This window comes from Janthinobacterium aquaticum, from assembly GCF_009208565.1.
Taxonomy (GTDB): domain Bacteria; phylum Pseudomonadota; class Gammaproteobacteria; order Burkholderiales; family Burkholderiaceae_D; genus Janthinobacterium.
Map to the genome: position 1 here is coordinate 202,496 of NZ_WFLK01000006.1, position 21,831 is coordinate 224,326.

The following is a 21,831-nucleotide window of genomic DNA, read 5'->3' on the forward strand; positions in this document are numbered from 1 at the left end:
TTGCGGCGGCCGTCTAGCGGCAGCGGCGCCTGCCTGTCAGCAACTGCCGGGGCCGCGCATGGCGCCATGAAAACGGCGGCAGCAGGACCGGAACAGCGTCAGACGGGCAGTGATGTAAGTCAGCGATATACCTTGCGGAATGAAAAAAAGCCCGTACCAGAATGGGCTCGCGGGCTTGTGTTGTTCAGTGAAGACACAGTGGAGAGCAAGATTATCCATGAAAGCCGCTTATTTGAATAATTGATCATCGCCATAGCCGATATCAAAATGCTCAATAACTTAGCTCGTTCATGTGCTGCTCTTATCCCCTGTTTAACCTTGGCTGCACCGTTAAAAACACGGCCCAGTCATCAGCGCAAGGCGACATTATACACATTTTCATGTTTTTGCGCTGCCCCCACCCGCATTGCAGCATGTCAAGTTGCCAAAAAAGACAATGCACTTGCTGGTGCCGCGTGCTATGCTCCCCTTTTATAGCCTAACCAATGAAGTCGATGACCAGCTCCACGCCAGACCAGCAAGCCACCACTCCCGACACGCAAGCGGACGCAGCAAGTGCGCCTGCGCCAGCCCCTGCCGTTCCGGCGCCGGCTGGCCTGACCGCGCGCGCGCTGCTCAAGCAGTTCCAGCAGCAATTTCCGTCCTTCCGCGATTGCCTGCCGCTGGCGATCGGCATCGACAAGCAGATCCTGGCGCGCCTGCCCGAAGTAGACCGCAAGCTCATGCGCGCGGCGCTGGGCATCCATACCGGTTCGCTGCGCTACCTGCGCGTGATGGAAAAAGCCAAGGTGCGCCACGATCTCGACGGCCAGCCCGGCGCGGAAGTGACGCAAACCCACCGCGACCACGCGACCCAGGTATTGCGTGAGCGCGCCAAGAAAGAAGCCGAGCGCAAGAAAGCCGAGCGCGAAACGGCTGCCGCCGAGGAAGCGAACCGCCTGCGCCAGGAAAAGCTCAATTTGCTGACCGCGAAGTTTTCGCGCAAGGGCTGACCCGGTCGCATGGATACCGACTCAGCTGCGCCGCTGCCGCCCTATCGCGGCATCGAACTCGGGCAGGTCAGGCTGGTGCGCACCAGCGCCGAGGCGCAGGCCGCCATGGCGGCGCTGCTGGCCGCCGACGCCATCGGCTTCGACACCGAATCGAAGCCCACTTTCGTCAAGGGAGAATCGTCGACCGGCCCGCATCTGATCCAGCTGGCCACCGACGAGGTTGCCTACCTGTTCCAGGTGGGCGCTGCGCCCACCCCGGCGCTGGCCGAACTGACTGCCATTCTCGAATCAACCACCACGCTCAAGGTCGGCTTTGGCCTGTCGGACGATGTCAAGCGCCTGCGCAGCAAGCTCGGCATCAACCCGGCCCAGGTGCTCGACCTGTCGGTCGCCCTGCGCGGCGGACAGCGCAACGACCTCGGCGCCAAGACTGCCGTGGCCAAATTCTTCGGCCAGCACCTGCAGAAATCGAAGAAAATTTCCACCACCAACTGGGCGGCAGCGCGCCTGACGGACAAGCAGATCCTGTACGCGGCCGACGACGCTCAGGTGGCCCTGCGCGTGTACCGCCGCTGGATCGCCGACGGCGGCAAGCTGCCGCCACAAAAAACGCCGCGCGCCGGTGTCATGGCGACAGCGAACGCGGCGGCGCAATCAGGTACGGCTGACGCACTGAGGTCTTAAGAGAGAACAACCGGGCAGCACAGGGGAACCATCGATGCGCAGCAAAGACACCATGCTGGCCCTGCTGGCCGGCGCCGGCCTGATGTTCCACCCGGCCCATGCGGCACCAGCCACGGTGTCCGACACACTGGAACAGCGCCTCAAGGCCTGCACCGCCTGTCACGCCCCGAAAGATCGCCATGACGCGTTTTTTCCGCGCATCGCCGGCAAGCCGGCCGGCTACCTGTACCACCAACTGCTCAATTTTCGTGACGGCCGCCGCCAGTATCCGCTGATGACGTATATGGTCGAGCACTTGCCGGACGCCTACCTGCACGAGATCGCCGTGTATTTTTCCGAACAGCATCCCGCGCCGCCGCCTGCCCAGGCCAGTACTGCAGGCGCCGCCGTGCTGGCGCGCGGCCGGCAACTGGTGTACACGGGTGATGCAGCAAAAAAAATCCCTGCCTGCGTCAGCTGCCACGGCGAGCGCCTGGGCGGCGTAGCGCCAGCTATTCCAGGCTTGCTGGGTCTGCCGCGCGACTATATCAATGCCCAGTTCGGCGCCTGGAAGAACGGCGTGCGCCGCGCCCACGCGCCCGACTGCATGGCGCAGATCGCGCAGCAGTTGTCCGATGCCGATGTCAGCGCCGTGTCCGGCTGGCTGTCCACGCAGGCAACCGAGGCCGATGCGCGCCCGGCCGGCAGCATCGCCCTGCCCCTGCCGCTGCAATGCGGCAGCGTCAGCTCGCCTGCGGTGGCGCCATGAAGAAAATCGTGCTGGCAACTGCCCTGCTGCTCGCGACCGCGCTTGCCGCCAGGGCATGGCTATGGCCGGCCGACGATGCCGGTGCACCGGCTGCGCCAGGCACCTTGAACCAGCAACAGCTGGTGGCGCGCGGCGCCTACCTGGCCAGGGCCGGCAACTGCATGACCTGCCATACCGTGCGCGGCGGCGCGGCCTATGCGGGCGGCGCGCTGCTGCAGACGCCGTTTGGCGCCGTGGCGGCGCCCAATATCACCTCCGACCGCCAGCATGGCATCGGCGACTGGAGCGGCGATGATTTCTGGCGCGCCCTGCATAACGGCAAGTCGCGCGACGGCCGCCTGTTGTATCCGGCCTTTCCCTACACCAGTTACACGCGGGTGCGGCGCGAAGACAGCGACGCCCTGTACGCCTACCTGCAAAGCGTGCCGGCGAACAACCGGCCCAATACGCCGCATGCACTGCGCTTTCCCTACAATACGCAACTGGCGCTGGCGGCCTGGCGCGCGCTGTATTTCCGACCCGGCGTCTATCAGGGTGATCCCAGGCACAGCGTGGAATGGAATCGCGGCGCCTACCTGGTGCAGGGTCTGGGGCACTGCAGCGCCTGCCATAGCAGCCGCAACGCGCTCGGTGGCAGCGACGGCGCACTGACCGGCGGCATGATCCCCATGCTGGGCTGGTACGCGCCTTCGCTGGTCACCAATGATGAAGCCGCCCTCGGTGACTGGCCGGTGACGCAGATCGTGCAACTGCTGCAAACCGGCGTGTCGCCGCGTGGCAATACCACCGGCCCGATGGCAGCCGTGGTGCGGCAAAGCCTGCAATACCTTGACAATACGGACATGCAGGCGATGGCCGTGTACCTGAAGCACTTGCCGGCAAGCGCCGGCACTGTGGCGCGCCAGCCGCTGCCGGCACCGTCCGCAGCGGTGAAAGCGCAGCTGGCGCTCGGTGAAAAACTGTACGACAAGCACTGCGCCAGCTGCCACCAGGCCGATGGCGGCGGCGCACCAGCAGCCTACCCGCCACTGGCCGGCAACCGCGCGGTGACGACAACATCGGCCGTCAACGCCATCCGTGCCATCCTCAACGGCGGCTTCGCGCCCGCTACCGCCGGCAATCCGCGCCCGTACGGCATGCCACCGTTCAGCCATGCGCTCAACGATGCTGAAGTAGCGGCAGTGGCCACTTACATCCGGGCGTCGTGGGGAAACCATGCGCCTGAAGTATCGGCGCTGGAAGTGAACCGTTATCGCAATGTGCCGCTGGAGTGATGACGCCTCTGATACCAACCCCAGAATTTGCTTTGGGGTAAAACAGCTCCCCCCGCCACCTACCTGAACTTGCTCTTGTGCCCAGTCTTCAGATCAAGCGCAAAGCGTACGCCGTTGTCGGTCAGCATGACTTCATCGGGCGGCTCTTCGCCGGCCAGGGTGCCGTCGATCAGCGGCAGGCCTTCGCCCTTGCGCATCAGGTCGTTGCAGCGCTCGTAGACATTGGCGCAGCCGGTCGAGGCCATCAGCGCCTGCACGATGGCCACTTTCCAGGCGTCGACGCCGCCGGCGTTGAATTCACAGATCAGATAGCCATCCACGCCGCCGAACAGCTGCACTTCCAGGCCCGACAAACCGACATCATCGCCCTTGATCAGGGTCAGCAGCTGGTTGGCGCCGGCCTTGTTGATCGCCGGCAGGCGCTTTTCAATGGCGGTCTTGACGCGGCGCTTGATCAGCGCATGGTCGACCGGCTCGTCTTCCTTGAAGCTCCAGATGCGCGCGCGGATCTGCGACTTGGAGTTATAGGCCGCGCGCGCGATGAACTGGCGCGCGGAATTTTGCACGATGGCCGTCGAGCCGGGCTTCATTTTTTCCTGCGGCTTGCCGTCGACTTTTTCAATCGCCGAAGCATAGATCCACGGCTGGCCCAGCAAGCTTTTTTCCTTGCCCTGTTTGATGGTAATAATAAGCATATTTTTTTCAGTAATCGGTACGGATAGTCAATGCCCGCATAATAGCCCACACAAGGGGCCGATGCCATACTGACGCTGCGCCTGCATCTCAGGCCCCCGATGCTGCGGCCTGTCGCATGGCGCTAGCACAGGCGGATCGGCAGCATTACCATGCAGGCAGTCCAACAAGTTCATCAGACAGGAAACTATCATGACGGTATCGCCGCGCAATGCCCACTCTTCCCTTGCTGCACTGGTTCGCAGCGCAACCCTCGCGCTGGGGCTGTGCGCGCTGGCTGCACCGCTGGCGCCGGTGCAAGCTTCTGCGCTCGACTGGGTCACCGGCGGCCACAGCGTACAAGGCAGCGGCAGGCTGCAGCAGCAAACGCGCGACGTAGGCCAGTTCAACGGCCTGGCGCTGAGCCTGCCGGGCCAGGTGACGCTGCGCCAGGGGCCGCGCGAAAGCGTCAGCATCGAAACCGACGACAATCTGCTGCCGCTGATTGAAACCGCGGTGGAAAACGGCACCTTGCGCATCCGCGCCGCCAAACGCAACACCAGCTTGCGCCAGACGGCGCTCAAGATCGTGGTGACGGCGCGCCAGATCGAGCGCATCAGCGTCGGCGGCTCGGGCAACGTCGAAGCGCGCGGCCTGCGCAGCGACAAATTGCGCTTTGATGTGGGCGGCTCGGGCAATATCACCGCTAGCGACATCGACAGCAACGCCGTGACGGTCGCCATCGGTGGCTCGGGCAACTTCAGCGCCAGCGGCAAAACCCGGCAGTTCAGCGCCTCGATCGGCGGCTCCGGCCAGATCGAGGCGGGCCGTCTGGCTGCGCGCACCGCGCAGGTCAGCATCGGCGGCTCGGGTACGGCCGAGGTATGGGCCACCGACGCGCTCAGCGTCAGTATCGGCGGCTCAGGCGAGGTGCGCTATTACGGCGAGCCGGCCATCAGCCGCGCCGTGCAGCGCGCCGGCAGTATCAAGCGGCTGGGCGCGGCGCCAAACTGATCAGCGTGCCGGCTTGACCGGCTCGCGCTCGATCAGCACCGTGTCGACGCTGTCGGTCAGCCAGATCTGGCCGTCCTGGATGGTGCACTGCAACTGCATGGTGCGCTGCGCCAGCTTGCTCATCTGCTGCGCCGCTTCCGACGGCAGATTGATCACGGTCAGGTTTTTCGCACGCTCGAGCTTATTGGCAATCTGTTTCCACCAGATATGGCTGGTCGCGCCATAGCTGTAGACGATCACCTGCTCCGAGCGGCCGCAGGCCTTGAGGATGCGCTTTTCATCAGGCTGGCCCACTTCGATCCACAACTGGATCGCGCCGGTCAGGTCCTTTTGCCACAGATCGGGCTCTTCCGTATCGAACAGCCCCTTGGTAAACGTGAGCGCTTCGTCGGCATGGATGGCAAAGGCCAGCAGGCGCACCATCATGCGCTCATCGGTTTCCGATGGGTGGCGCGCCAGGGTCAGTGCATGATCCTGGTAATAATTGCGGTCCATGTCGGCGATCTGCAGATCGGCTTTGAAAATGGTTGCTTTAAGAGCCATCGTATTGTTATGTATTGAGATTAATGAACTGCCGCCGCACTTGCAGCCGCAATCAGCGGAACACCACCGTCTTGTCGCCGTTTTGCAAGATGCGATGTTCGACAAACCACTTGACGGCACGCGCCAGCACCACGCACTCGACGTCGCGGCCGATGGCCGTCAGCGTCTCGACATCCATCGCATGGTCAACCCGCTCGACATCCTGCTCGATGATCGGACCTTCGTCGAGGTCGCCGGTGACGAAGTGCGCGGTGGCGCCGATCAGCTTGACGCCGCGGTGATGCGCCTGCGCATACGGCTTGGCGCCCTTGAAGCTGGGCAGGAAGGAATGGTGAATATTGATGGCGCGCCCTTCGAGCGCCTGGCACAGGCCCGGCGACAGGATTTGCATATAACGCGCCAGCACCACCAGGTCGATCTGGTGCGTGTTCATCAGCTCGATGACTTTGGCCTCCTGCGCCAGCTTGGCCGACTCGGGTGCGCCCGCTGCCAGCGGCAGGTAATGGAACGGAATATTGTAGCTGGCCGCCAGCTGGTAGAACTCCATGTGGTTCGAGACGATCGCCGGAATTTCCACGTTGAGCAGGCCGCTCTTGTAGCGGAACAGCAAGTCGTTCAGGCAATGGCCGATCTTCGACACCATCAGCATCACGCGCGGCTTGACGTGCGCGTCGTGCAACTGACCGTGGAACGGACCATTTTGCTGCATCGCCTGCGACAGCGCCGCAAAGTCGGCGCGCAGCTGGGCGTCGCCAACGGCTGCGTCTTCCAGCGCAAAATGCACGCGCATAAAGAACAGTTGCGACTCCTGGTCGCCGAACTGGGCCGAATCGAGAATGTTGCAGCCATGTTCGGCCAGGAAACCTGACACGCGATGCACGATGCCGCGCTGGTCCAGGCAAGACAGGGTCAGAATATATTCAGGATGCGTCATGGTCGCAAAATCAGATAAAGAAGGTGACAAATAAGCGGTGTCCAGCGCGCCGCGCGGGCCGCTGGGGCGCCACTGCGCTACTGCGCTACTGCGAGGCCGGTATTGTCGCACGGCTGGGCTGCGACACCGCGACTTTTCCTGATCTGGCCGCCTGGCCAGCGCCACGATTTGTTTGATCTGGCGCAAAACACCAGTCTTTTCCGCACCCACTTGCGCTTGGCTGCATAAAAAACCTCGCCGCTGCGGAACCTGAGGCGTCGTCCGGCGTCTATCTCTGTGTTTGCTGCATACCTTGCATCCGCCTGGCCGGATGCTGTCCAGACCAACCTGACCAACCTCTTGAGGTAGACCATGACCACCAACAGCCTTACCCCCGCCCTGAAATCGCACCTGGAAGCGCAATGCCAGTTCATGGCCGACTTGTCGCGCAAGATGCTCGACACGGCGCAAGGGCTCAATGCCCTCAATATGCGCCTGGCGCAGGATCTGATCGCGGAAATGACAGCGGCCAACCAGCGCCTGCTGGCAGCTGGCGACACGGCGCAGATGCTGTCGCTGACGGCCAGCCATCCCCAGCCCGGCATCGACAAGCTGCGCGACTATCAGCAACAGTTGTCCGAACTGCTGGCCGGCGCCAGCCGCGACATCCATTCCACGGCCGAGGCACATCTGCCGGCAACGCAGTGCACGGCCGCAGCCTTTGCCGACGAACTGGTGCGCAAGAGCGCGGAAGAAACAGAGAAAGCCGCACAGCGCCAACGCGCGCTGCTGGGGCAACTGCAGTTTTCCATCCCCGGCAACGACGGCGCCGGCCTGCCAGCGCCACAGCAAGGCCGTTGAAACGCATCACCCATCCAGACATCGACAGGAGCACACCATGGCCACCAATCAGCGCGACGAACAGCAGCACAAGGATCAAAATGCGGATCAGCAGGGTAAAAGCGGCAGCCAGAAAAGCACGGTCAAGCGCGGCTTTGCCGCCATGAACGAAGCGCAGCAGCGCGAAATCGCCAGCAAGGGTGGCCAGGCTGCGCACCAGAAAGGCACGGCGCATGAATTCGACTCGGAAGAAGCGCGCCGGGCCGGGCAAAAAGGCGGCGAAGCGGTCAGCCGCAACCGCGAACACATGGCCGAGATCGGCCGCAAGGGCGGCGAAAGCCGGCAGGCCGGCAACCGCACCACAGAGCCGGGCAAAGGCGGCGCCAGCCGCAAGAACGCAGACAAGCAACCGTAGCACCGCAGCGCACAGGCTGGCGCCGCCTGTGGTGCAGGCGCCGGCCTGCCAGCCATCGCGGGCAATCACCGGCGCATCGCTTTGCGCGGATGTCCTTGCGCGGACATCTTTGCGATATGGTACATTCTCGTCCCCGATTCCCCAATTCCCCGACCACTGCGCAATGTCTCCCCTGAAATACCTGAGTGCCTACCCCGACCAGACCCAGGCGCAAGTGCGGCAACTGATTGCGCAGGATAAACTGGGAGAAGCCCTGCTCAAGCGCTACCCGGTTGCCCATGAAGTGCGCAACGACAGGGCCTTGTACCAATATGTGCAGGACCTGAAGAGCGAGTTCCTGCGCAACGCCGAGCCCATCAACAAGGTCGCGTTCGACAGCAAGATCCATGTCATCAACCATGCGCTGGGCCTGCATACCTCGATCTCGCGCGTCCAGGGCGGCAAGCTCAAGGCCAAGCATGAAATCCGCGTGGCCACCATGTTCAAGGACGTGCCGCTGGAGTTCCTGCGCATGATCGCCGTACACGAACTGGCGCACGTCAAGGAAAAGCAGCACGACAAGGCATTCTACAAACTGTGTACGTATATGGAGCCGCAATACCACCAGTACGAGTTCGATGTGCGCCTCTATCTGACCCAGCTTGACCTGTCCGGCCAGCGCTTGTGGACGTAAAAAAATGGCGTTCAGTTAATCTGCCCGACGCATTTAAAAGCGTAAAAACGTAAGGGCGGGCCCGCTTGGCCCGGCACGCCCGTTCTGGCAACTGGGGCCCTAATCCGGTTTGCAGCTTGACCGGTCGAGTAAGGATGCTAACTGAACGCCATTACCGCTTGCGCGGCTTCTTTACATCCTGAGCGATCAAATCGTTTTCCGGCGACGCAGCATCAACGCCATCAGGCCCAGGCCGCCTAACAGCATGCCATAGGTAGCCGGTTCCGGCACGGCGCTGACCGAGGCGCCGATATTATCGACTTGATAGGTATGCACCAGGCCTTGCTGCCACGAGGCTGAAACCAGGTTGGTAAAGCCGTTCAGGGTGTAGTTGCTGAAGGAATTGCTGCCGCTGAGCGACAAAGTCTGGCTGACCGAGCCGCCGCCAGCGAGCTTGCCGACCAGCGTGACGTTGTAGGCACCTGGCCAGCCGATGTAATCGGCCAGGCTGATGGAGCCCAGCGAAAACGCTGCGCCATCGGTACGGCTGAGCGTGGTGGTGCTCAGAGCCACTGCACCCAGGCCAGCCGAGCCGGCATAGGCAAGGTTGCTTTTTTCGGCATAGCTGAGACCGTACCAGTAGTTATTGTTGAAGCTGTAGCCACTCTCGGTGTACGAGTCGAGCAGATTGGTCACTACCCCTCTTTGTTCCAGGCCGTTGAAATTGATAACGGTCGTTTGCGCCTGGGCGGCGCCAGCGGCAAACAGGGCTGCAATGGCGGCAGTGCGCAACAATGACATAGGTTTCAAGATAACGATCCTTTTAGAACAAGCGGCATTTGAATGGAGCAGAACCGGCGTGCGGCGACTAATTTCGCGTTTGCAACTTTTTCGGCCCTGAATTTGATATGTGTCAGTAAAACACATTCATAGTCAAATTGCATCTAAATTTTCAAAAAATCATGTTTTCGAGGAAACCTTATGAACATATTGTCACCAATTACAACACTGGCCCTGATGAATTTTTCCTTGTGGAAATAATAACAGGACCCGCTGCCAACTCAGGCCGGCAGCGACTTCAGGCGCTGCACCAGCGCTGCCGGATCGGCGTCGGCATTGAGAAACAAGGCATGCTGGGGCCGGATAAAACCCTGCTCGCGGCCATTGTTGACAAAATCCAGCAAGCCATCGTAAAAGTGGTCGACATTAAGCAGGCCGATCGGCTTGGCATGGATGCCCAGTTGCGCCCAGGTCAGCATTTCAAACAGTTCTTCCAGCGTGCCATAGCCGCCCGGCATGGCAATAAAAGCATCGGACAGGCTGGCCATCATGGCCTTGCGCTCATGCATGTCCTTGACCACAAACTGGCGTGTCAGTCCCGTATGCCCCACTTCGCGCTCGACCAGCGCGGTCGGGATCACGCCCGTCACCTCGCCGCCCAGGCGCAGCACCTCGTCGGCGATCACGCCCATCAGGCCCACGTTGCCGCCGCCATATACCAGCGAAATATTTTCCGATACCAGCACACGCGCCAGTGCGCGCGCACTTTCCGCATACTGCGGCGTAATGCCCGCGTTGGCGCCACAGTAAACACATAAAGCTTTAATCACAGCATCCTCATCATTTCATTTGGTTTCATATCGTTACTTCAATTCGTCGACGGCATCCTCGACCTCCAGGCGCTCCTTGGCGTCCTGCGCCTGCAAGCCGGCGGCCTGCTCGTACAAGGCGAGCACTTCGGCCAGCTTCTTGTCGCCGTCCAGCATGGTCAGCGCGCGCGCAAACTCCACATGCGCCGATGGTGATTCGGGATTCAAGGCCAGCGCGGTCCTGAAGTGCTGGTAGCCGTCATCCTTGTTGGCGCCATAGGTCAGGCTGCCGATCATGGCACCGACCTTGTCGATGATTTCCGTATGATAAATGCCGAACGCAATATGGGCGTCGGCATGCAGCGGCGCCAGCGTCACGGCGCGGTTCAGGCTGTTGCGTACCTTGGCACCCACGCCCTGCGCCAGCGCCTTGACCACCGAAATGCCCAGCGCATAGCGCCCCAGGCTGTAAGCATGCCAGTAATAACCGGCCGCATCGTCGGGCTGCTCGGCCTGTTGCCGCTCGCAGCGCTCGGCCACCTCCTCGAACAGCGCCAGCTTGCGCGCCTCGTCCGGCTCCAGATGCGTGGCGTAGACGCAGGTGGCCTTGTGCGCCACGCTGTAGCCGGGCACGCCAACGGCCAGCCCCTGGCGCGCCGCGCTTTCAAAGTCGCCCGCATGGTAAGCGAGCCAGGCCTGCACCAGCGCCGCGCGCTGCGGCCACGGCTCGACATCGCCTGCGTGCAGGCGCTGCCAGTGCACCTGCAGGGTCTCTGGCGTGTAACGCCAGGCGTCTTGCGGATAGGGGTAGGAATTCCAGGCCATGGCATGCCTCCTTCAGGTAAGAATCAATCGGGCTTGAGCGTCGTCAAATACTCTTCGGACAGTTTGCGAAACAGCGCATGGGTCTCGCCGCGCAGGTAGGGGCCGATCAGCGACAGCACCTGGTAGCAGCCGCGCGCCAGCGCCTCGGACATCGACTGCTGCTCGCTGTATTTGCGTGGATTGCGCACATATTCATAGGATAGCCAATAGGTGGCCACCACCACCATATTGGTGGCCATGGCGCCGATTTCCATGTCGGAGGCCTCGAGCGACTGCTCGCTGCGCAGGTCTTCGCACAGCTGCGTGGCCACCTTGATCTTGTGCGCCAGGATCAGCTTGAAATGCAGTTCGAGCTTGCGGTTGCGCGACAGCAGGTCATTGAGATCGCGGTAGAAAAAGCGATAGCGCCAGATCAGTTCGAACATCAGCCGCAGGTACAGCCAGACGTCCTCGATATTGGAACGCCGGCCGCTGGGCACCGTCAGGATGCGCTCGATCTCGGCTTCGAACTGCACGAAGATCGAGTTGACGATATCGTCCTTGTTGCGGAAGTGGTAGTAAAGATTGCCGGGCGATATCTGCATTTCTTCGGCAATCACGGTGGTCGTGATATTGGGCTCACCAAATTCATTGAACAGCCGTAAGGACAATTCCAGGATGCGTTCGCGGGTGCGGCGTGGTGCTTTCTGTAGCATGGCGGGCAGTCTCTCTCTATTCTGCCACAAGCATACCATCTTCGCCCCATGCAACCCAACCGCCTGCCCTGCCCCAAGCCTGGCCTGCTCCAAGCCTGTGCTTTGCCAGCCTACGCCGCCGCCTTGACCTGGCCATGCAGCAGGCCGTGCAGGCGAAAGCCCTCGCGGATATTTTCGCGCAGCACGGCGCCCTTCCACGGCTTGGTATAAAAACGGTCAACCGCGCCGCGGTTAATCGCCGCCATGATCGGCGTCAGGTCGGCATAGGCCGACAGCATGATGCGGAACGTATCGGGGCACAGCTGCTTGACGCGCTCCATGAACTCGGTACCGCTCATCATCGGCATGCACTGGTCGCACAGGATCACCTGCACCTTGTGGCGCGCCAGGATATCGAAGCCCTCGGCAGCCGTCTGCGCGGTCAGGATGCGATAGCCATCCTGCGCCAGGAAGTCGCTCAATACATCGAGCATGAACACATCGTCGTCGACGATCAGCAGCGTCTGCTGCTCTTCGCTGCCCGAATCGCGCGGCGCCGGCAGCAGCTTGCCGGCCGACAGCATCTGCTCGAACTCCTCCTGCGGCAAGGGACGGCTGAAATAATAACCCTGCATTTCGTCGCAGCCATGGCGGCGCAGATAGGCCAGCTGCGCATCGTTTTCCACCCCTTCGGCAATCACCTGCAGCTTCATGCTGTGCGCCATGCTGATAATGGCCACCACGATGGCGGCGTCGTCGGGATTGCTGGTCACTTCGCGCACGAAGGCGATATCGATCTTGAGCTTGTCGAGCGGGAAGCGCTTGAGATAGGCCAGGCTCGAGTAGCCGGTGCCGAAGTCGTCGATCGATATCTGGATGCCCAGCGCCTTGAGGTTGCGCAGCACTTCGATGGTTTCTTCGGCGTTCGACATCAGCGAGCTTTCCGTCAGCTCCAGTTCGAGCAGCTCGGGCGCGATATCGTATTTGCGCGTGGCTTTGAGCACCTCTTCTTCCAGGCCGCCGACAAAGAACTGGATGCCCGACACATTGACCGACAGATGCACCGGACCGATATCGCCGGCGCACCACGCGCTGATGGTCTTGCAGGCCTGGTCGAGTACCCAGTTGCCGACCCGCACGATCAGGCCCGTTTCTTCGAGCAGCGGAATAAACAGCGCCGGCGAGACCATGCCGTGGCCCGGGCGGCGCCAGCGTATCAGCACTTCGGCGCCGCTGATGCGACCCGTTGAAATATTGACCTTGGGCTGGAAGAACAGCACGAATTCTTCGTTGTCGATGGCGCGCCGCAGGGCGTTTTCCATATCGAGCCGGGCCATCGACTGCGCATTCATCTCGGCCGTAAAGAAGCGGTAGGCATCGCGCCCGGCTTCCTTGGCGCGGTACATGGCCGTATCGGCATACTGGATCAGGGTATCGGCGTCGGCAGCGTCATCGGGATAGACGGCGATGCCGATGCTGACCGTGACCGTCGCTTCGTGGCCCTGCAGGTCGAATGGCCGGCGCATCGCCTCGCGGATCTTTTCCACCACGCTGACCGAATGCTGGGCGCCGTCGGGCAGCATCAGGATGGCGGCAAACTCGTCGCCGCCAAAGCGCCCGACGGTGTCGCGCACGCGCAGGCAATCGACCAGGCGGCTGGAAAACTGGCGCAGCAGATCGTCGCCGATGGTGTGGCCCAGCGTGTCGTTGACGTTCTTGAAGCGATCGACATCGAGGAACAGCACGGCCAGCGCCCATTGATGCTCCTGTGCCTGCGCCAGCGCATGGGTCAGCGAATCATAGAACTGGCTACGGTTGGGCAAGCCGGTCAGCGTATCGAAATGGGCCAGCTTGAGCAGGCGCTGCTCGGACTCCTTGCGCTCGGTGATATCGCGCGCCACTGCCACCAGGATCCAGCTCTGGCCCGAGCGCAGCGTGCGCCGCTGCACCTCGACGGCCAGCAGCGAGCCGTCCTTGCGGTGCAGCTGCAGTTCGGCCATGGCGCCGTTCTGGTCACCGGCCAGCAGCTTGTTGTACAGGTCTTCGAGCTGCGCTTCGCCCTCGTGCGCATGGCTGGGCCCGACATGCAGGAAATCCTCGCGCTCGAAGCCCAGCATGCGGCAGGCCGTCTGGTTGACATCGACAAAGCACACGCCGGCGCGGTCGACCAGGAAGATGGCGTCGGCGGTGGCGTCCATCGCCAGGCGAAAGCGGCGCAGGTCTTCATCGAGGCGGATGCGCGCGGCCATGTCCAGCGTCAGCTGCTCATGGTTGCGCTTGATCTCGTCGTACAGCAGCAGGTTGTCGTAGGCCACGGCGATCTGCGCGGCCACGGTGACGGCCACGCGCTCGTCAACCTCGGAGAACTCCTGTGCACCAAGCTTGTCGACCAGGTACAGCCAGCCGTGGCTGCGCTCGCGCGAAGCAACCGGTACGCCGAGAAAGGAATGGATGGGCGGGTGCGTGGCGGGCAGATCGAGCACCGTGGGGTCGCCATCGACGCCGCTTACGCGCACCGGCTCGCGCTGCTCGATCAGCCGGCTCAGCACGCCCGTGCGTGGCGCCGTGGCGATCTGTTCGATGTTTTTCTCGCTGCCGCAGGCGGAGAAATAACTGAGCTTGTCGGCGCCCTCCTCGAGCACGCCGATGCACGCATACCGGGCCACGCAGATGTTTTGCGCCACCTTGCAACCAGCCTCGATCAGCTTGCGCGGATCGCGCTCGACGCCCAGGTCGATACCCAGTTCGATCAGCGCTGTCAGGCGCAGGCTGACCGCCTGCAGGCTGCCCAGCGAGCGTGACAGCCGCTCGGTCATGATCGCCAGGTCTTCCGGCGCCGCCGCCTGGCCATCGCCGCGCACGGCCAGCTGCGATATCTGCTGGCTGCTGGTCTCGAGCGCATCGAGGTAGCCGCTGACCTGGTCGCCGATGGCCACCAGCGGACTGTCGTTTTCGGGCGTTTCCGACCTGGCCGGCGTGCCGGCAGGCGTGCTGCCGGCCTGCAGACCGCGCAAGGCTTCGTTGACGGTGCGCACGATCACCTCGGGATCGGACGGCTTGGGCAGCACCCAGCGCACGCCGCAGGCCTGCGCCAGCACAATGGCTTCCTGCTCGCGGTAGGTGGCGGTGTAGAAAATGATCGGCACGTCGGCCAGCGCGGGATTGTCATGCACGCGCGTGACGAACTCGTAGCCATCCATATTGGGCATCAGGATGTCGGAGATGATCAGGTCGGGCCGCTCGGTGCGCATCAGTTCGAGCCCTTCGGCGCCATTGGCCGCCTGCAGCAGGCGATGGCCGTCATAGCCGAGCAGCGCCGTCAGGAACTCGCGGTTCAGTACATGATCATCAACGATCAGGATAGTGGCAGTGTCGTTTTTAGCGGGCGTCGACGGCGCCCCGGGTAAAAAAGATTCGAGTTCCGTCACGAACAGATCGGGCTCGATCGGCTTGCCGATATAGCCGTTGAAGCCCGCCTCGAGCAAGCGTTCGCGATCGCCCACCATGGCCAGCGCCGTTACCGCCAGCGCCGGAATGTTGCGCAGCGCAGGATCTTTTTTCAGCTCCGCAACGACACCGTAGCCATCGAGCTTGGGCAGGTGCACGTCGCAGATGATCAGGTCGGGCAATTCGCTGCGCGCCATGCGCACCCCCTCCTCGCCATCATAAGCGGCCAGCGGCGTATAGCCAAAAGCCCGCAGCAGGTACACCATCAACTCCATGTTGGTGGCGTTATCTTCAATAATCAGGATACGTGCGGACAATTAGCACTCCCACCAAAAAGGACGTTGAATCATTTATACGTTTTTTAACTTCCAGCGTCTGTGCGCTAAAGCACCTGAGCACTTGGACCATAAAGAATCGCTATCGGCGGCACTGCGCCAATGCCATGGTGCAAAGGCAGCAACGTTGCAGCAAGGTGCCAGTATAAATCAATCATGCAACATAATTACAGACCGCCTGCAGCCGTGCGGCTGCCGGCCACCGATGCACGCTACTAGCTTAAACCAGTGTGCACAGGCGCCACAAGACTTTCTCGAAGTGGGCGAACTGCACAACCAGGAGCGGCGACACGGGGCAAATTGACGGGGCAACGCCTGCCCGCCCACTTCAAGCCGGCAGGCTGCTGCGCAAAATTGCGGATTGAGCGACTTTGGAAACGATAGTAATTTCACACAGCACGGCCTGCTGCACCCGCGTATCGAAGGCCAGCGCCACATGGCCGACGCCGTCAAACACCAGGTTGTTTGCGCCGGGCAGTTCGGCCGATGCCTGCGGCGCCACGATATTGTCGTGGCGCGACCAGATCGAGGTCAGCATGGCGCGCCGCGCCGGCGTCTCGCTGGCAGCGAGCTGCGCCAACCAGGCGCTGGGCTGGCCACCCTGGCGGCTCATCTGGCGCGCATTGCTGCCCACGCCCAGGTTGGCCAGCGCCGTGCCGTGATGCGGCGTGCCGAGCGTAATCACGTGGGCAATCCTGGCCTCGCCGTGCCTGGCAAGGTAGGCGCGCGCCACCAGTCCGCCCATGCTGTGGGCCACGATGATCAGCCGTTCGCTGCCGCTACGCGCACACAGCGCATCGACCGCCTGCGCCACCAGCGGCACGAAGTCATCGATGCTGGCCGACGGCGGTTCGAGATCGACTGCCGCATGCACCACGCCAGCGCTGGCCAGCGCGCCGCTCATGGCGCCCCAGAAGCCGCGATTGCAGACGTAGCCATGCACCAGCAGCACCGGCAGCAGTCCATCGGCGGCCTGGCAGGCAACAGCCAGGCGCGGGCGCAGCATGCCCCACGACGACGTCCACAGATTGCCGCGCAATTCATTGCCGAACAGCCGCACCGCCTGCCGCATCGACAGCGGCGCCATGGCCTGCTGCCCCGCTTCGGCGCGCCGGCTGTGCCAGATATTGCGCGCCACGATCAGCGCGCGCGCCGCCAGCACCGCAGCAACGCCGCCCAGGCCAGCCAGCGGCCAGCATATGCCGGCGTGGTGCAGCTGCCAGGCCAGCGCCAGCATGGCCAGCAATTGCAGCAGCATCAGCGCGCGCAGCGCACGCGCGATCATGCCGCCACTCCTGCAGCCTTCGCCGGCTGGCCAGCGAGCTGCTGCGCCAGCGCGCTGGCCAGCCGCGCGGCCAGTGCATAGATCGTCAGTTGCGGATTGGCGCCCAGCGAGGTTGGAAACAGCGAGCCGTCGTGCACCGACAGATTGGCCAGCCCACGATAGCGCCCGTGGCCATCGGTCACGCCCAGCCGTTCATCGTCCGACATGGCGCAGCCGCCCATTACATGGGCCGACACAACGCGCGTGAGCGGCGCCTTCATGGGCAGCGCTTCGATGGCCTGCCTGGCCTGGTGCCAGCTGGTGTAGTGCTGCGCCAGCTCATGCACCGGATAGACGCTTTGCGCGCCGGCGGCAAACTGGATTTCCGCCATGGACAGCAGCGCGCGGCGCACGCCGTCCCAGATAAAAGGCGTCAGCGGATAATCGAGCAGCGCTGCGCCGTTACGGTCCAGCGTCACGCTGCCGCCCGGCGCATCGGCATGAAAGCCGTCGCGCAGCAGCGCCAGCAGGCCATGCACGTGGGGGAACTGGCGCATGGTGTGCGCATGCGCATCGCCAAAGCCGCCCATGGTGGTGGCCATCAGCAGCGGATGCAGCGGCGGCGCCTCAAGCTTGTAGCCGATGGCGCCATCGATGGGCTGGGCATGCAGAAAATGATCGGTATAAATGGTTTGCGGCGCACCGGCATACGCGTCCACGCGCTGCGCAAACAGGCTGGCGGAAATCACGGTCGGATGCAGAAAGGTGCGCTTGCCCAGCAGCTGATGTGGATCGGGCGCTTTCGAGCGCAGCAGCAGCGCCGGCGAATTGATGGCGCCGCCGGCCAGCACATAGTGGCGCGCACGCAGCGTCACCAGCACGCCGGTCGGCGCCAGTCCGTGCGCATCCATGGCCGCCACCTGCAGGCTGGCCACGCGATCACCCTGCAGCACGAAGCGCTCGGCACGGGCATGGGTAAGCAGGCGCGCGCCCAGCGCCAGCGCGCCCGGAATGGTGGTCACCAGCATCGACTGCTTGGCATTGGTCGGACAGCCCATGCCGCAATAGCCGAGATTCCAGCAGCCGTTGACATTGCGCCGTATGGCAGCCGTCAGTATGCCCAGCGCCTGTGCGCCGCGCCTTAACAGATCGTTGTTTTCATTGGGCGGCACGGGCCAGTCGCCGATCTGCAATCGCTGTTCCATCATGGCGAACCAGGGCGCCATCGACGCCACCGTGTAGCCGGACAGGGCGTGCTGGCGCTGCCAGTACGCCAGCGTGTCGGGCGGGGTGCGAAAGCTCGAGGTCCAGTTGACAGTGGTCGAGCCGCCCACGGTGCGCCCTTGCAAAATATTGATCGCCTTGTCGCGCGTCTTGCGCGCCGCCGATTCCTGGTACAGCGCCGGATAGGCGTCGGCCTCGCGCATCTTGAAGTCGCGCGAGGAATGCAGCGCGCCCTCCTCCACGATCAGCACGGCCAGACCGGCCTGCGCCAGGATTTCCGCGGTGACGCCGCCGCCGGCGCCGCTGCCGATTACCACCACATCGGCTTCCAGGGTCAGCTCGCGCTGCAGCGTGGCGCAATCGGTCATCTGCCAGCCAGCGGCAAGGCCGGCGGCAATCGGATCGGGAATCGGCGAAGTGCTCATGGCGCAGGACTCAATTCGGGCAGCGGCCCCGGGTAGCCGATGGCCGCCCAATGGCGCGCATCGCCATACCAGGCGCCCAGCATCAGGTCATGCAGGGCCAGGTATGCCGTCTGCAAGGTGGCAAAGCGGTGCAGGCGCCAGTCCTGCAGAAAGGCCGCCACCTGGGCCGCACTAGCCTCGCCCCAGCCGCCCTTGATACCGACCAGCAGGCGGCGCGCCGGCGCCAGCGCCAAGAGGGCGAACAGATCCTGCACTTCCTGCTGCTGCGCCAGCGGCAGGCCGGCAATGGCCAGTTGCACGCCACGCACCAGGCTGGCGATGTCGGCATTGCGCTGTGGCTCGGTAGCGGCCAGCGCACTGCCCAGCATGGCCGGCGCGATGGCCGCCAGTACGAGGTGCGCCTCGCCATCGAGCGTAAAACGGCCGGGCGCGGCCGGATGCAGCACGCGATACAGCCCCCCACCTGCAGCCACGCCGGCGGCGGCCATCAGGCCCAGTTTCAGGAACGATCTGCGCTGCATCACCATGTCTCCATTTTTTACACGCCAGTGTAAGCGATGCAAGACAGGCGAACGGCGCAAAAACTAGAGCGCGGCGTCTAGCCGGCGCGGCTGCCCAGCAGCTTGACGGCCATCTCTTCGATATCGCCGCGCATGGCCAGCGGCGCACGCCAGGCGGGTGGAATCGCTTCCACGCCGTAGTAGGCGCCGGCGATCTGGCCGACAATCGCCGCGGTGGTGTCGGCATCGTCGCCCAGGTTGGCTGCGCGCAGCACGGCCGCTTCAAAGCTGTCGGTATGAAAAAAGCACCATAAAGCCGCCTCGATCGACTCCACGCAGTAGCCGCTGCCGCGCAGCTGCGCTTCGCTCTTGTCGAGAAAGTGCCCGCTGGCCAGTTCCACCAGTTTTGGTTCAAGCGGCTGCCAGGCGCACAGGCGCAGCAGATCGGCCTTGGCTTGCTCCGCCAGCACGCCGCACAGCAAGGCGGCAAACCACTGGCAGCTCTGCACTGCTTCGGGTGCGCCGTGGGTGGTGCGCGAACTGTCGGCGGCCAGTTGGACCGCTTGCGCCACGTCGGGCCACGCATGCAGCACTACCGGCGCCAGGCGCATCAGCGAACCGTTGCCGGCGGTATTGGGTGAAGTGGAACCGCTGTAGGGCTGGCCCGTGCTTTCAAAGCGGTCGAGTGCATCCCTGACCGTCATGCCGATATCGAAGCAATTGCCGGTTGAACTCAGGTAGCCCCAGCGCCACCAGTTCAGATAGCGCACCATCTGGTCGGCCGCATCAAAATCCTGCTTGACGATCAGGCTTTCGGCCAGGCACAGCGCCATTGAGGTGTCGTCGGTCCACTGACCCGGCTTGAGCGCGAACGGGCCGCCACCGGTCATGCCGATCACCGGCGCAAAACTGCCGCGCGGCGAAAACTCCACGGTGGTGCCGACCGCGTCGCCGCACGCCAGGCCCAGCATGGTGCCAAGATAGCGGCTTTCCAGGGAAATCGTCATTGAACCTTCCTATTTTTTGTTGGCGGCCAGAATATGGCGCGCAATCCCGCGCACGATATTGACCTCTTCCGTTTCCAGGCCGGTACGCGAAAACAGCCGGCGCAGGCGCGGCATCAGCTTTTTCGGATTGTCGGCGTCAAGAAACCCGACGGCCACCAGTGCCTGCTGCAGATGATCGTACATGCCATCGATCTGCGCCAGGCTGGCCGCCTCGCCCTGGAAACCGATGGCGCTGGTCATTTGCGCCACCGGTGCCGCATCAAGCGCCGCCATGCGGCATTCGTAAGCGACCACCTGCGCCGCCTGCGACAGGTTGAGCGAAGAATACTCGGCATTGGCGGGAATATTGATCAATACGTTGCATTGCGCCACGATCTCGTTGGGCAGGCCGAAGCGCTCATTGCCAAAAATCACGGCCGCATGCAGCTCGCTGCTGGCGGCAAGCTGTCCGGCAATCGCGCGCGGGGTGGTGACCGGCGGCGAAAATTCGCGCAGCCGGGCCGAGACGGCGGCCGCATAATTGCACCCTTCCAGCGCTTCGGCGATCGAGCCGACAATGCGCGCATTGGCCAGAATATCCTGCGCGCCGCTGGCAAAGGCCACCGCTTCCGGATCGCTCACGGCATCGGCAAAGCGCGGATTAACCAGCACCAGGTCGGAAAAACCCATGGTTTTCATGGCCCGCGCCACCGCGCCGATATTGCCGGCGCGGCTGGTCTCGACAAGGATAAATCGCAGGCGTTTGAAAAGAGACGTGTTGATTTCGGGCAGATTCATTTAAAATAGCGCCATTGCGCGGTATCGATACAAGGAAATGTTGGGCACGACGTCACACAACGCTGACGCCAGCCCCGGATTTTAACCAGTTCGGCACCGCCCCGCTCTTTAATTCATTCTTGCTCGTCTCGCGCTCCAGTACAAATCGGTACGATGGGCGCTCGCGTGCTTTTAACGGAAAACTGATATGCACCCAATGCTCAATACGGCCATCAAGGCCGCCCGCCGCGCCGCGACCGTCATCAACCGCGCTTCTTTCGACGTCGACCGCATCGTCGTTACGGAAAAACAACATAACGACTTCGTCACCGATGTCGATCAGGCGGCCGAACAAGCCATCATTGAGGTGCTGTCCAAAGCCTACCCTGACCACGCCTTCCTGGGCGAAGAGTCGGGCGCTTCCGCCAACAGCCATGACGAGAATGAATTCCAGTGGATCATCGACCCGATCGATGGCACCATGAACTTTATCCACGGTTTCCCACAATACTGCATCTCGATCGCGCTGGCCCAGCGCGGCGTGATCACGCAAGCGGTGATCTACGATCCCGTGCGCAATGACCTGTTTACCGCCAGCAAAGGCGCCGGTGCCTTCCTGAACGAAAAACGCATCCGCGTCACCAAGCTCGACCGTGTTGCCAACGCCATGCTGGGCACCGGCCACGGCGCCGGCCCGCGCGCACTCGATGAATACCTGAAAATGTACGCCATCATGGGCGAACGCAGCCAGGGCGTGCGCAGCGCCGGCTCGGCCGCGCTGGACCTGGCCAACGTGGCCTGCGGCCGCCTGGACGGCTACTATCAGAAAGGCCTGAAGCCTTGGGATATCGCCGCCGGCGCCCTGATGATCACCGAGTCGGGCGGCATCGTCGGCGAATTTTCGGGCGAGTCTGACTACCTGTACAAGGGCGACGTGATTGCCGCCAGCCCGAAAGTGTTTGGCCAGATGGTCGCGTTGCTGAAACCCTTTGCATAAAACGGTCTTGCACAGCAAAAACCGGCCAGCTGGCCGGTTTT

Annotated in this window: 22 protein-coding genes; 9 read left to right on the plus strand and 13 right to left on the minus strand. The window is 63.0% G+C overall.

The genetic code is table 11. The annotated features are described in order from the left end of the window. The first annotated feature begins 485 nt into the window (after positions 1-485). From GCM43_RS12015 to GCM43_RS12030, 4 genes are read left to right on the plus strand one after another with little or no spacing between them, the layout of a single operon-like run. Positions 486-992 carry a ProQ/FINO family protein gene (locus GCM43_RS12015; RefSeq protein WP_152244498.1) on the plus strand — a complete coding sequence of 169 codons (507 nt, stop codon included), beginning with the start codon at positions 486-488 and terminating at the stop codon, positions 990-992. 9 nt (positions 993-1,001) lie between these two features. Beyond that, the gene (locus GCM43_RS12020; RefSeq protein WP_152244499.1) at positions 1,002-1,676 is read left to right on the plus strand and encodes a 3'-5' exonuclease; all 675 of its coding nucleotides are present in this window, start codon (positions 1,002-1,004) and stop codon (positions 1,674-1,676) included. Between the two features lie 34 nt (positions 1,677-1,710). Then, positions 1,711-2,424 carry a c-type cytochrome gene (locus tag GCM43_RS12025; RefSeq protein ID WP_152244500.1) on the plus strand — a complete coding sequence of 238 codons (714 nt, stop codon included), beginning with the start codon at positions 1,711-1,713 and terminating at the stop codon, positions 2,422-2,424. Further along, on the plus strand, positions 2,421-3,698 hold the full coding sequence (locus tag GCM43_RS12030) for a c-type cytochrome (RefSeq protein ID WP_152244501.1): 1,278 nt from the start codon (positions 2,421-2,423) through the stop codon (positions 3,696-3,698). Before GCM43_RS12025 ends, GCM43_RS12030 begins: the two co-directional genes overlap by 4 nt. 59 nt (positions 3,699-3,757) lie before the next feature. Here the strand turns inward: GCM43_RS12030 and GCM43_RS12035 are convergent, their stop codons facing one another. Then, entirely contained in the window at positions 3,758-4,393 is a 636-nt protein-coding gene (locus tag GCM43_RS12035; RefSeq protein ID WP_152244503.1) for an SAM-dependent methyltransferase, read from the minus strand. 190 nt (positions 4,394-4,583) lie between these two features. Here GCM43_RS12035 and GCM43_RS12040 point away from each other — a divergent pair, with 190 nt between their 5' ends. Continuing rightward, positions 4,584-5,384: a head GIN domain-containing protein gene (locus GCM43_RS12040; protein ID WP_152244505.1), complete on the plus strand. Its 801-nt coding sequence runs from the start codon at positions 4,584-4,586 to the stop codon at positions 5,382-5,384. Here the strand turns inward: GCM43_RS12040 and GCM43_RS12045 are convergent, their stop codons facing one another. Further along, a complete protein-coding gene (locus tag GCM43_RS12045; RefSeq protein WP_152244507.1) occupies positions 5,385-5,927 on the minus strand; it encodes a YaeQ family protein in 543 nt (180 codons plus the stop codon). It lies immediately after the preceding gene. 52 nt (positions 5,928-5,979) lie between these two features. Further along, entirely contained in the window at positions 5,980-6,861 is an 882-nt protein-coding gene (gene purU / locus GCM43_RS12050; RefSeq protein WP_152244509.1) for a formyltetrahydrofolate deformylase, read from the minus strand. Between the two features lie 351 nt (positions 6,862-7,212). On the opposite strand from purU, the gene GCM43_RS12055 reads away from it, so the two are divergent. The 3 genes from GCM43_RS12055 to GCM43_RS12065 all read left to right on the plus strand — a co-directional run bounded on the left by GCM43_RS12055 (position 7,213) and on the right by GCM43_RS12065 (position 8,768). Then, positions 7,213-7,701 (plus strand): phasin family protein, encoded by a 489-nt coding sequence (locus GCM43_RS12055; protein WP_152244526.1) that lies wholly within the window; start codon positions 7,213-7,215, stop codon positions 7,699-7,701. Between the two features lie 37 nt (positions 7,702-7,738). After that, complete coding sequence (locus GCM43_RS12060; RefSeq protein ID WP_226929455.1) at positions 7,739-8,095, plus strand: KGG domain-containing protein; 357 nt, start codon at positions 7,739-7,741, stop codon at positions 8,093-8,095. A 163-nt stretch (positions 8,096-8,258) separates the two neighbouring features. Continuing rightward, positions 8,259-8,768 carry a YgjP-like metallopeptidase domain-containing protein gene (locus GCM43_RS12065; protein ID WP_152244535.1) on the plus strand — a complete coding sequence of 170 codons (510 nt, stop codon included), beginning with the start codon at positions 8,259-8,261 and terminating at the stop codon, positions 8,766-8,768. A 186-nt stretch (positions 8,769-8,954) separates the two neighbouring features. Here the strand turns inward: GCM43_RS12065 and GCM43_RS12070 are convergent, their stop codons facing one another. The 10 genes from GCM43_RS12070 to GCM43_RS12115 form a co-directional block, all read right to left on the minus strand. Then, on the minus strand, positions 8,955-9,548 hold the full coding sequence (locus tag GCM43_RS12070) for a PEP-CTERM sorting domain-containing protein (protein ID WP_226929466.1): 594 nt from the start codon (positions 9,546-9,548) through the stop codon (positions 8,955-8,957). Positions 9,549-9,808: 260 nt separating this feature from the next. Next, positions 9,809-10,354, minus strand: a complete 546-nt coding sequence (locus GCM43_RS12075) for an LOG family protein (protein ID WP_152244707.1) — start codon at positions 10,352-10,354, stop codon at positions 9,809-9,811. Positions 10,355-10,390: 36 nt separating this feature from the next. Continuing rightward, positions 10,391-11,161: a tetratricopeptide repeat protein gene (locus GCM43_RS12080; RefSeq protein WP_152244539.1), complete on the minus strand. Its 771-nt coding sequence runs from the start codon at positions 11,159-11,161 to the stop codon at positions 10,391-10,393. A 23-nt stretch (positions 11,162-11,184) separates the two neighbouring features. Continuing rightward, on the minus strand, positions 11,185-11,856 hold the full coding sequence (locus tag GCM43_RS12085) for a TetR/AcrR family transcriptional regulator (protein WP_152244541.1): 672 nt from the start codon (positions 11,854-11,856) through the stop codon (positions 11,185-11,187). A gap of 110 nt (positions 11,857-11,966) precedes the next feature. Next, on the minus strand, positions 11,967-15,599 hold the full coding sequence (locus GCM43_RS12090; protein WP_152244543.1) for an EAL domain-containing protein: 3,633 nt from the start codon (positions 15,597-15,599) through the stop codon (positions 11,967-11,969). Between the two features lie 346 nt (positions 15,600-15,945). Next, complete coding sequence (locus GCM43_RS12095) at positions 15,946-16,902, minus strand: esterase/lipase family protein (protein WP_152244545.1); 957 nt, start codon at positions 16,900-16,902, stop codon at positions 15,946-15,948. Next, positions 16,899-18,530, minus strand: a complete 1,632-nt coding sequence (locus GCM43_RS12100; protein WP_152244547.1) for a GMC family oxidoreductase — start codon at positions 18,528-18,530, stop codon at positions 16,899-16,901. Before GCM43_RS12100 ends, GCM43_RS12095 begins: the two co-directional genes overlap by 4 nt. Then, positions 18,527-19,051 carry a twin-arginine translocation signal domain-containing protein gene (locus GCM43_RS12105; RefSeq protein ID WP_319636959.1) on the minus strand — a complete coding sequence of 175 codons (525 nt, stop codon included), beginning with the start codon at positions 19,049-19,051 and terminating at the stop codon, positions 18,527-18,529. Before GCM43_RS12105 ends, GCM43_RS12100 begins: the two co-directional genes overlap by 4 nt. Positions 19,052-19,128: 77 nt before the next feature. Next, entirely contained in the window at positions 19,129-20,037 is a 909-nt protein-coding gene (locus GCM43_RS12110; RefSeq protein ID WP_152244551.1) for an ADP-ribosylglycohydrolase family protein, read from the minus strand. 9 nt (positions 20,038-20,046) lie between these two features. Then, positions 20,047-20,814, minus strand: a complete 768-nt coding sequence (locus GCM43_RS12115; protein WP_152244553.1) for an RNA methyltransferase — start codon at positions 20,812-20,814, stop codon at positions 20,047-20,049. A gap of 196 nt (positions 20,815-21,010) precedes the next feature. On the opposite strand from GCM43_RS12115, the gene GCM43_RS12120 reads away from it, so the two are divergent. Beyond that, positions 21,011-21,790, plus strand: a complete 780-nt coding sequence (locus GCM43_RS12120) for an inositol monophosphatase family protein (RefSeq protein WP_152244709.1) — start codon at positions 21,011-21,013, stop codon at positions 21,788-21,790. Positions 21,791-21,831 lie beyond the last annotated feature (41 nt).

Excerpts from the sequence above, each read along its gene's own strand:
- GCM43_RS12060 (WP_226929455.1), top strand. The coding sequence starts at position 7,739 with ATGGCCACCAATCAGCGCGACGAACAGCAGCACAAGGATCAAAATGCG.
- GCM43_RS12110 (WP_152244551.1), bottom strand. The coding sequence starts at position 20,037 with ATGACGATTTCCCTGGAAAGCCGCTATCTTGGCACCATGCTGGGCCTG.
- GCM43_RS12115 (WP_152244553.1), bottom strand. The coding sequence starts at position 20,814 with ATGAATCTGCCCGAAATCAACACGTCTCTTTTCAAACGCCTGCGATTT.
- GCM43_RS12045 (WP_152244507.1), bottom strand. The coding sequence starts at position 5,927 with ATGGCTCTTAAAGCAACCATTTTCAAAGCCGATCTGCAGATCGCCGAC.
- GCM43_RS12040 (WP_152244505.1), top strand. The coding sequence starts at position 4,584 with ATGACGGTATCGCCGCGCAATGCCCACTCTTCCCTTGCTGCACTGGTT.
- GCM43_RS12085 (WP_152244541.1), bottom strand. The coding sequence starts at position 11,856 with ATGCTACAGAAAGCACCACGCCGCACCCGCGAACGCATCCTGGAATTG.
- GCM43_RS12020 (WP_152244499.1), top strand. The coding sequence starts at position 1,002 with ATGGATACCGACTCAGCTGCGCCGCTGCCGCCCTATCGCGGCATCGAA.
- GCM43_RS12015 (WP_152244498.1), top strand. The coding sequence starts at position 486 with ATGAAGTCGATGACCAGCTCCACGCCAGACCAGCAAGCCACCACTCCC.
- GCM43_RS12030 (WP_152244501.1), top strand. The coding sequence starts at position 2,421 with ATGAAGAAAATCGTGCTGGCAACTGCCCTGCTGCTCGCGACCGCGCTT.
- GCM43_RS12070 (WP_226929466.1), bottom strand. The coding sequence starts at position 9,548 with ATGTCATTGTTGCGCACTGCCGCCATTGCAGCCCTGTTTGCCGCTGGC.
- GCM43_RS12080 (WP_152244539.1), bottom strand. The coding sequence starts at position 11,161 with ATGGCCTGGAATTCCTACCCCTATCCGCAAGACGCCTGGCGTTACACG.
- GCM43_RS12095 (WP_152244545.1), bottom strand. The coding sequence starts at position 16,902 with ATGATCGCGCGTGCGCTGCGCGCGCTGATGCTGCTGCAATTGCTGGCC.
- purU (WP_152244509.1), bottom strand. The coding sequence starts at position 6,861 with ATGACGCATCCTGAATATATTCTGACCCTGTCTTGCCTGGACCAGCGC.
- GCM43_RS12055 (WP_152244526.1), top strand. The coding sequence starts at position 7,213 with ATGACCACCAACAGCCTTACCCCCGCCCTGAAATCGCACCTGGAAGCG.
- GCM43_RS12120 (WP_152244709.1), top strand. The coding sequence starts at position 21,011 with ATGCTCAATACGGCCATCAAGGCCGCCCGCCGCGCCGCGACCGTCATC.
- GCM43_RS12065 (WP_152244535.1), top strand. The coding sequence starts at position 8,259 with ATGTCTCCCCTGAAATACCTGAGTGCCTACCCCGACCAGACCCAGGCG.
- GCM43_RS12025 (WP_152244500.1), top strand. The coding sequence starts at position 1,711 with ATGCGCAGCAAAGACACCATGCTGGCCCTGCTGGCCGGCGCCGGCCTG.
- GCM43_RS12100 (WP_152244547.1), bottom strand. The coding sequence starts at position 18,530 with ATGAGCACTTCGCCGATTCCCGATCCGATTGCCGCCGGCCTTGCCGCT.
- GCM43_RS12105 (WP_319636959.1), bottom strand. The coding sequence starts at position 19,051 with ATGCAGCGCAGATCGTTCCTGAAACTGGGCCTGATGGCCGCCGCCGGC.
- GCM43_RS12035 (WP_152244503.1), bottom strand. The coding sequence starts at position 4,393 with ATGCTTATTATTACCATCAAACAGGGCAAGGAAAAAAGCTTGCTGGGC.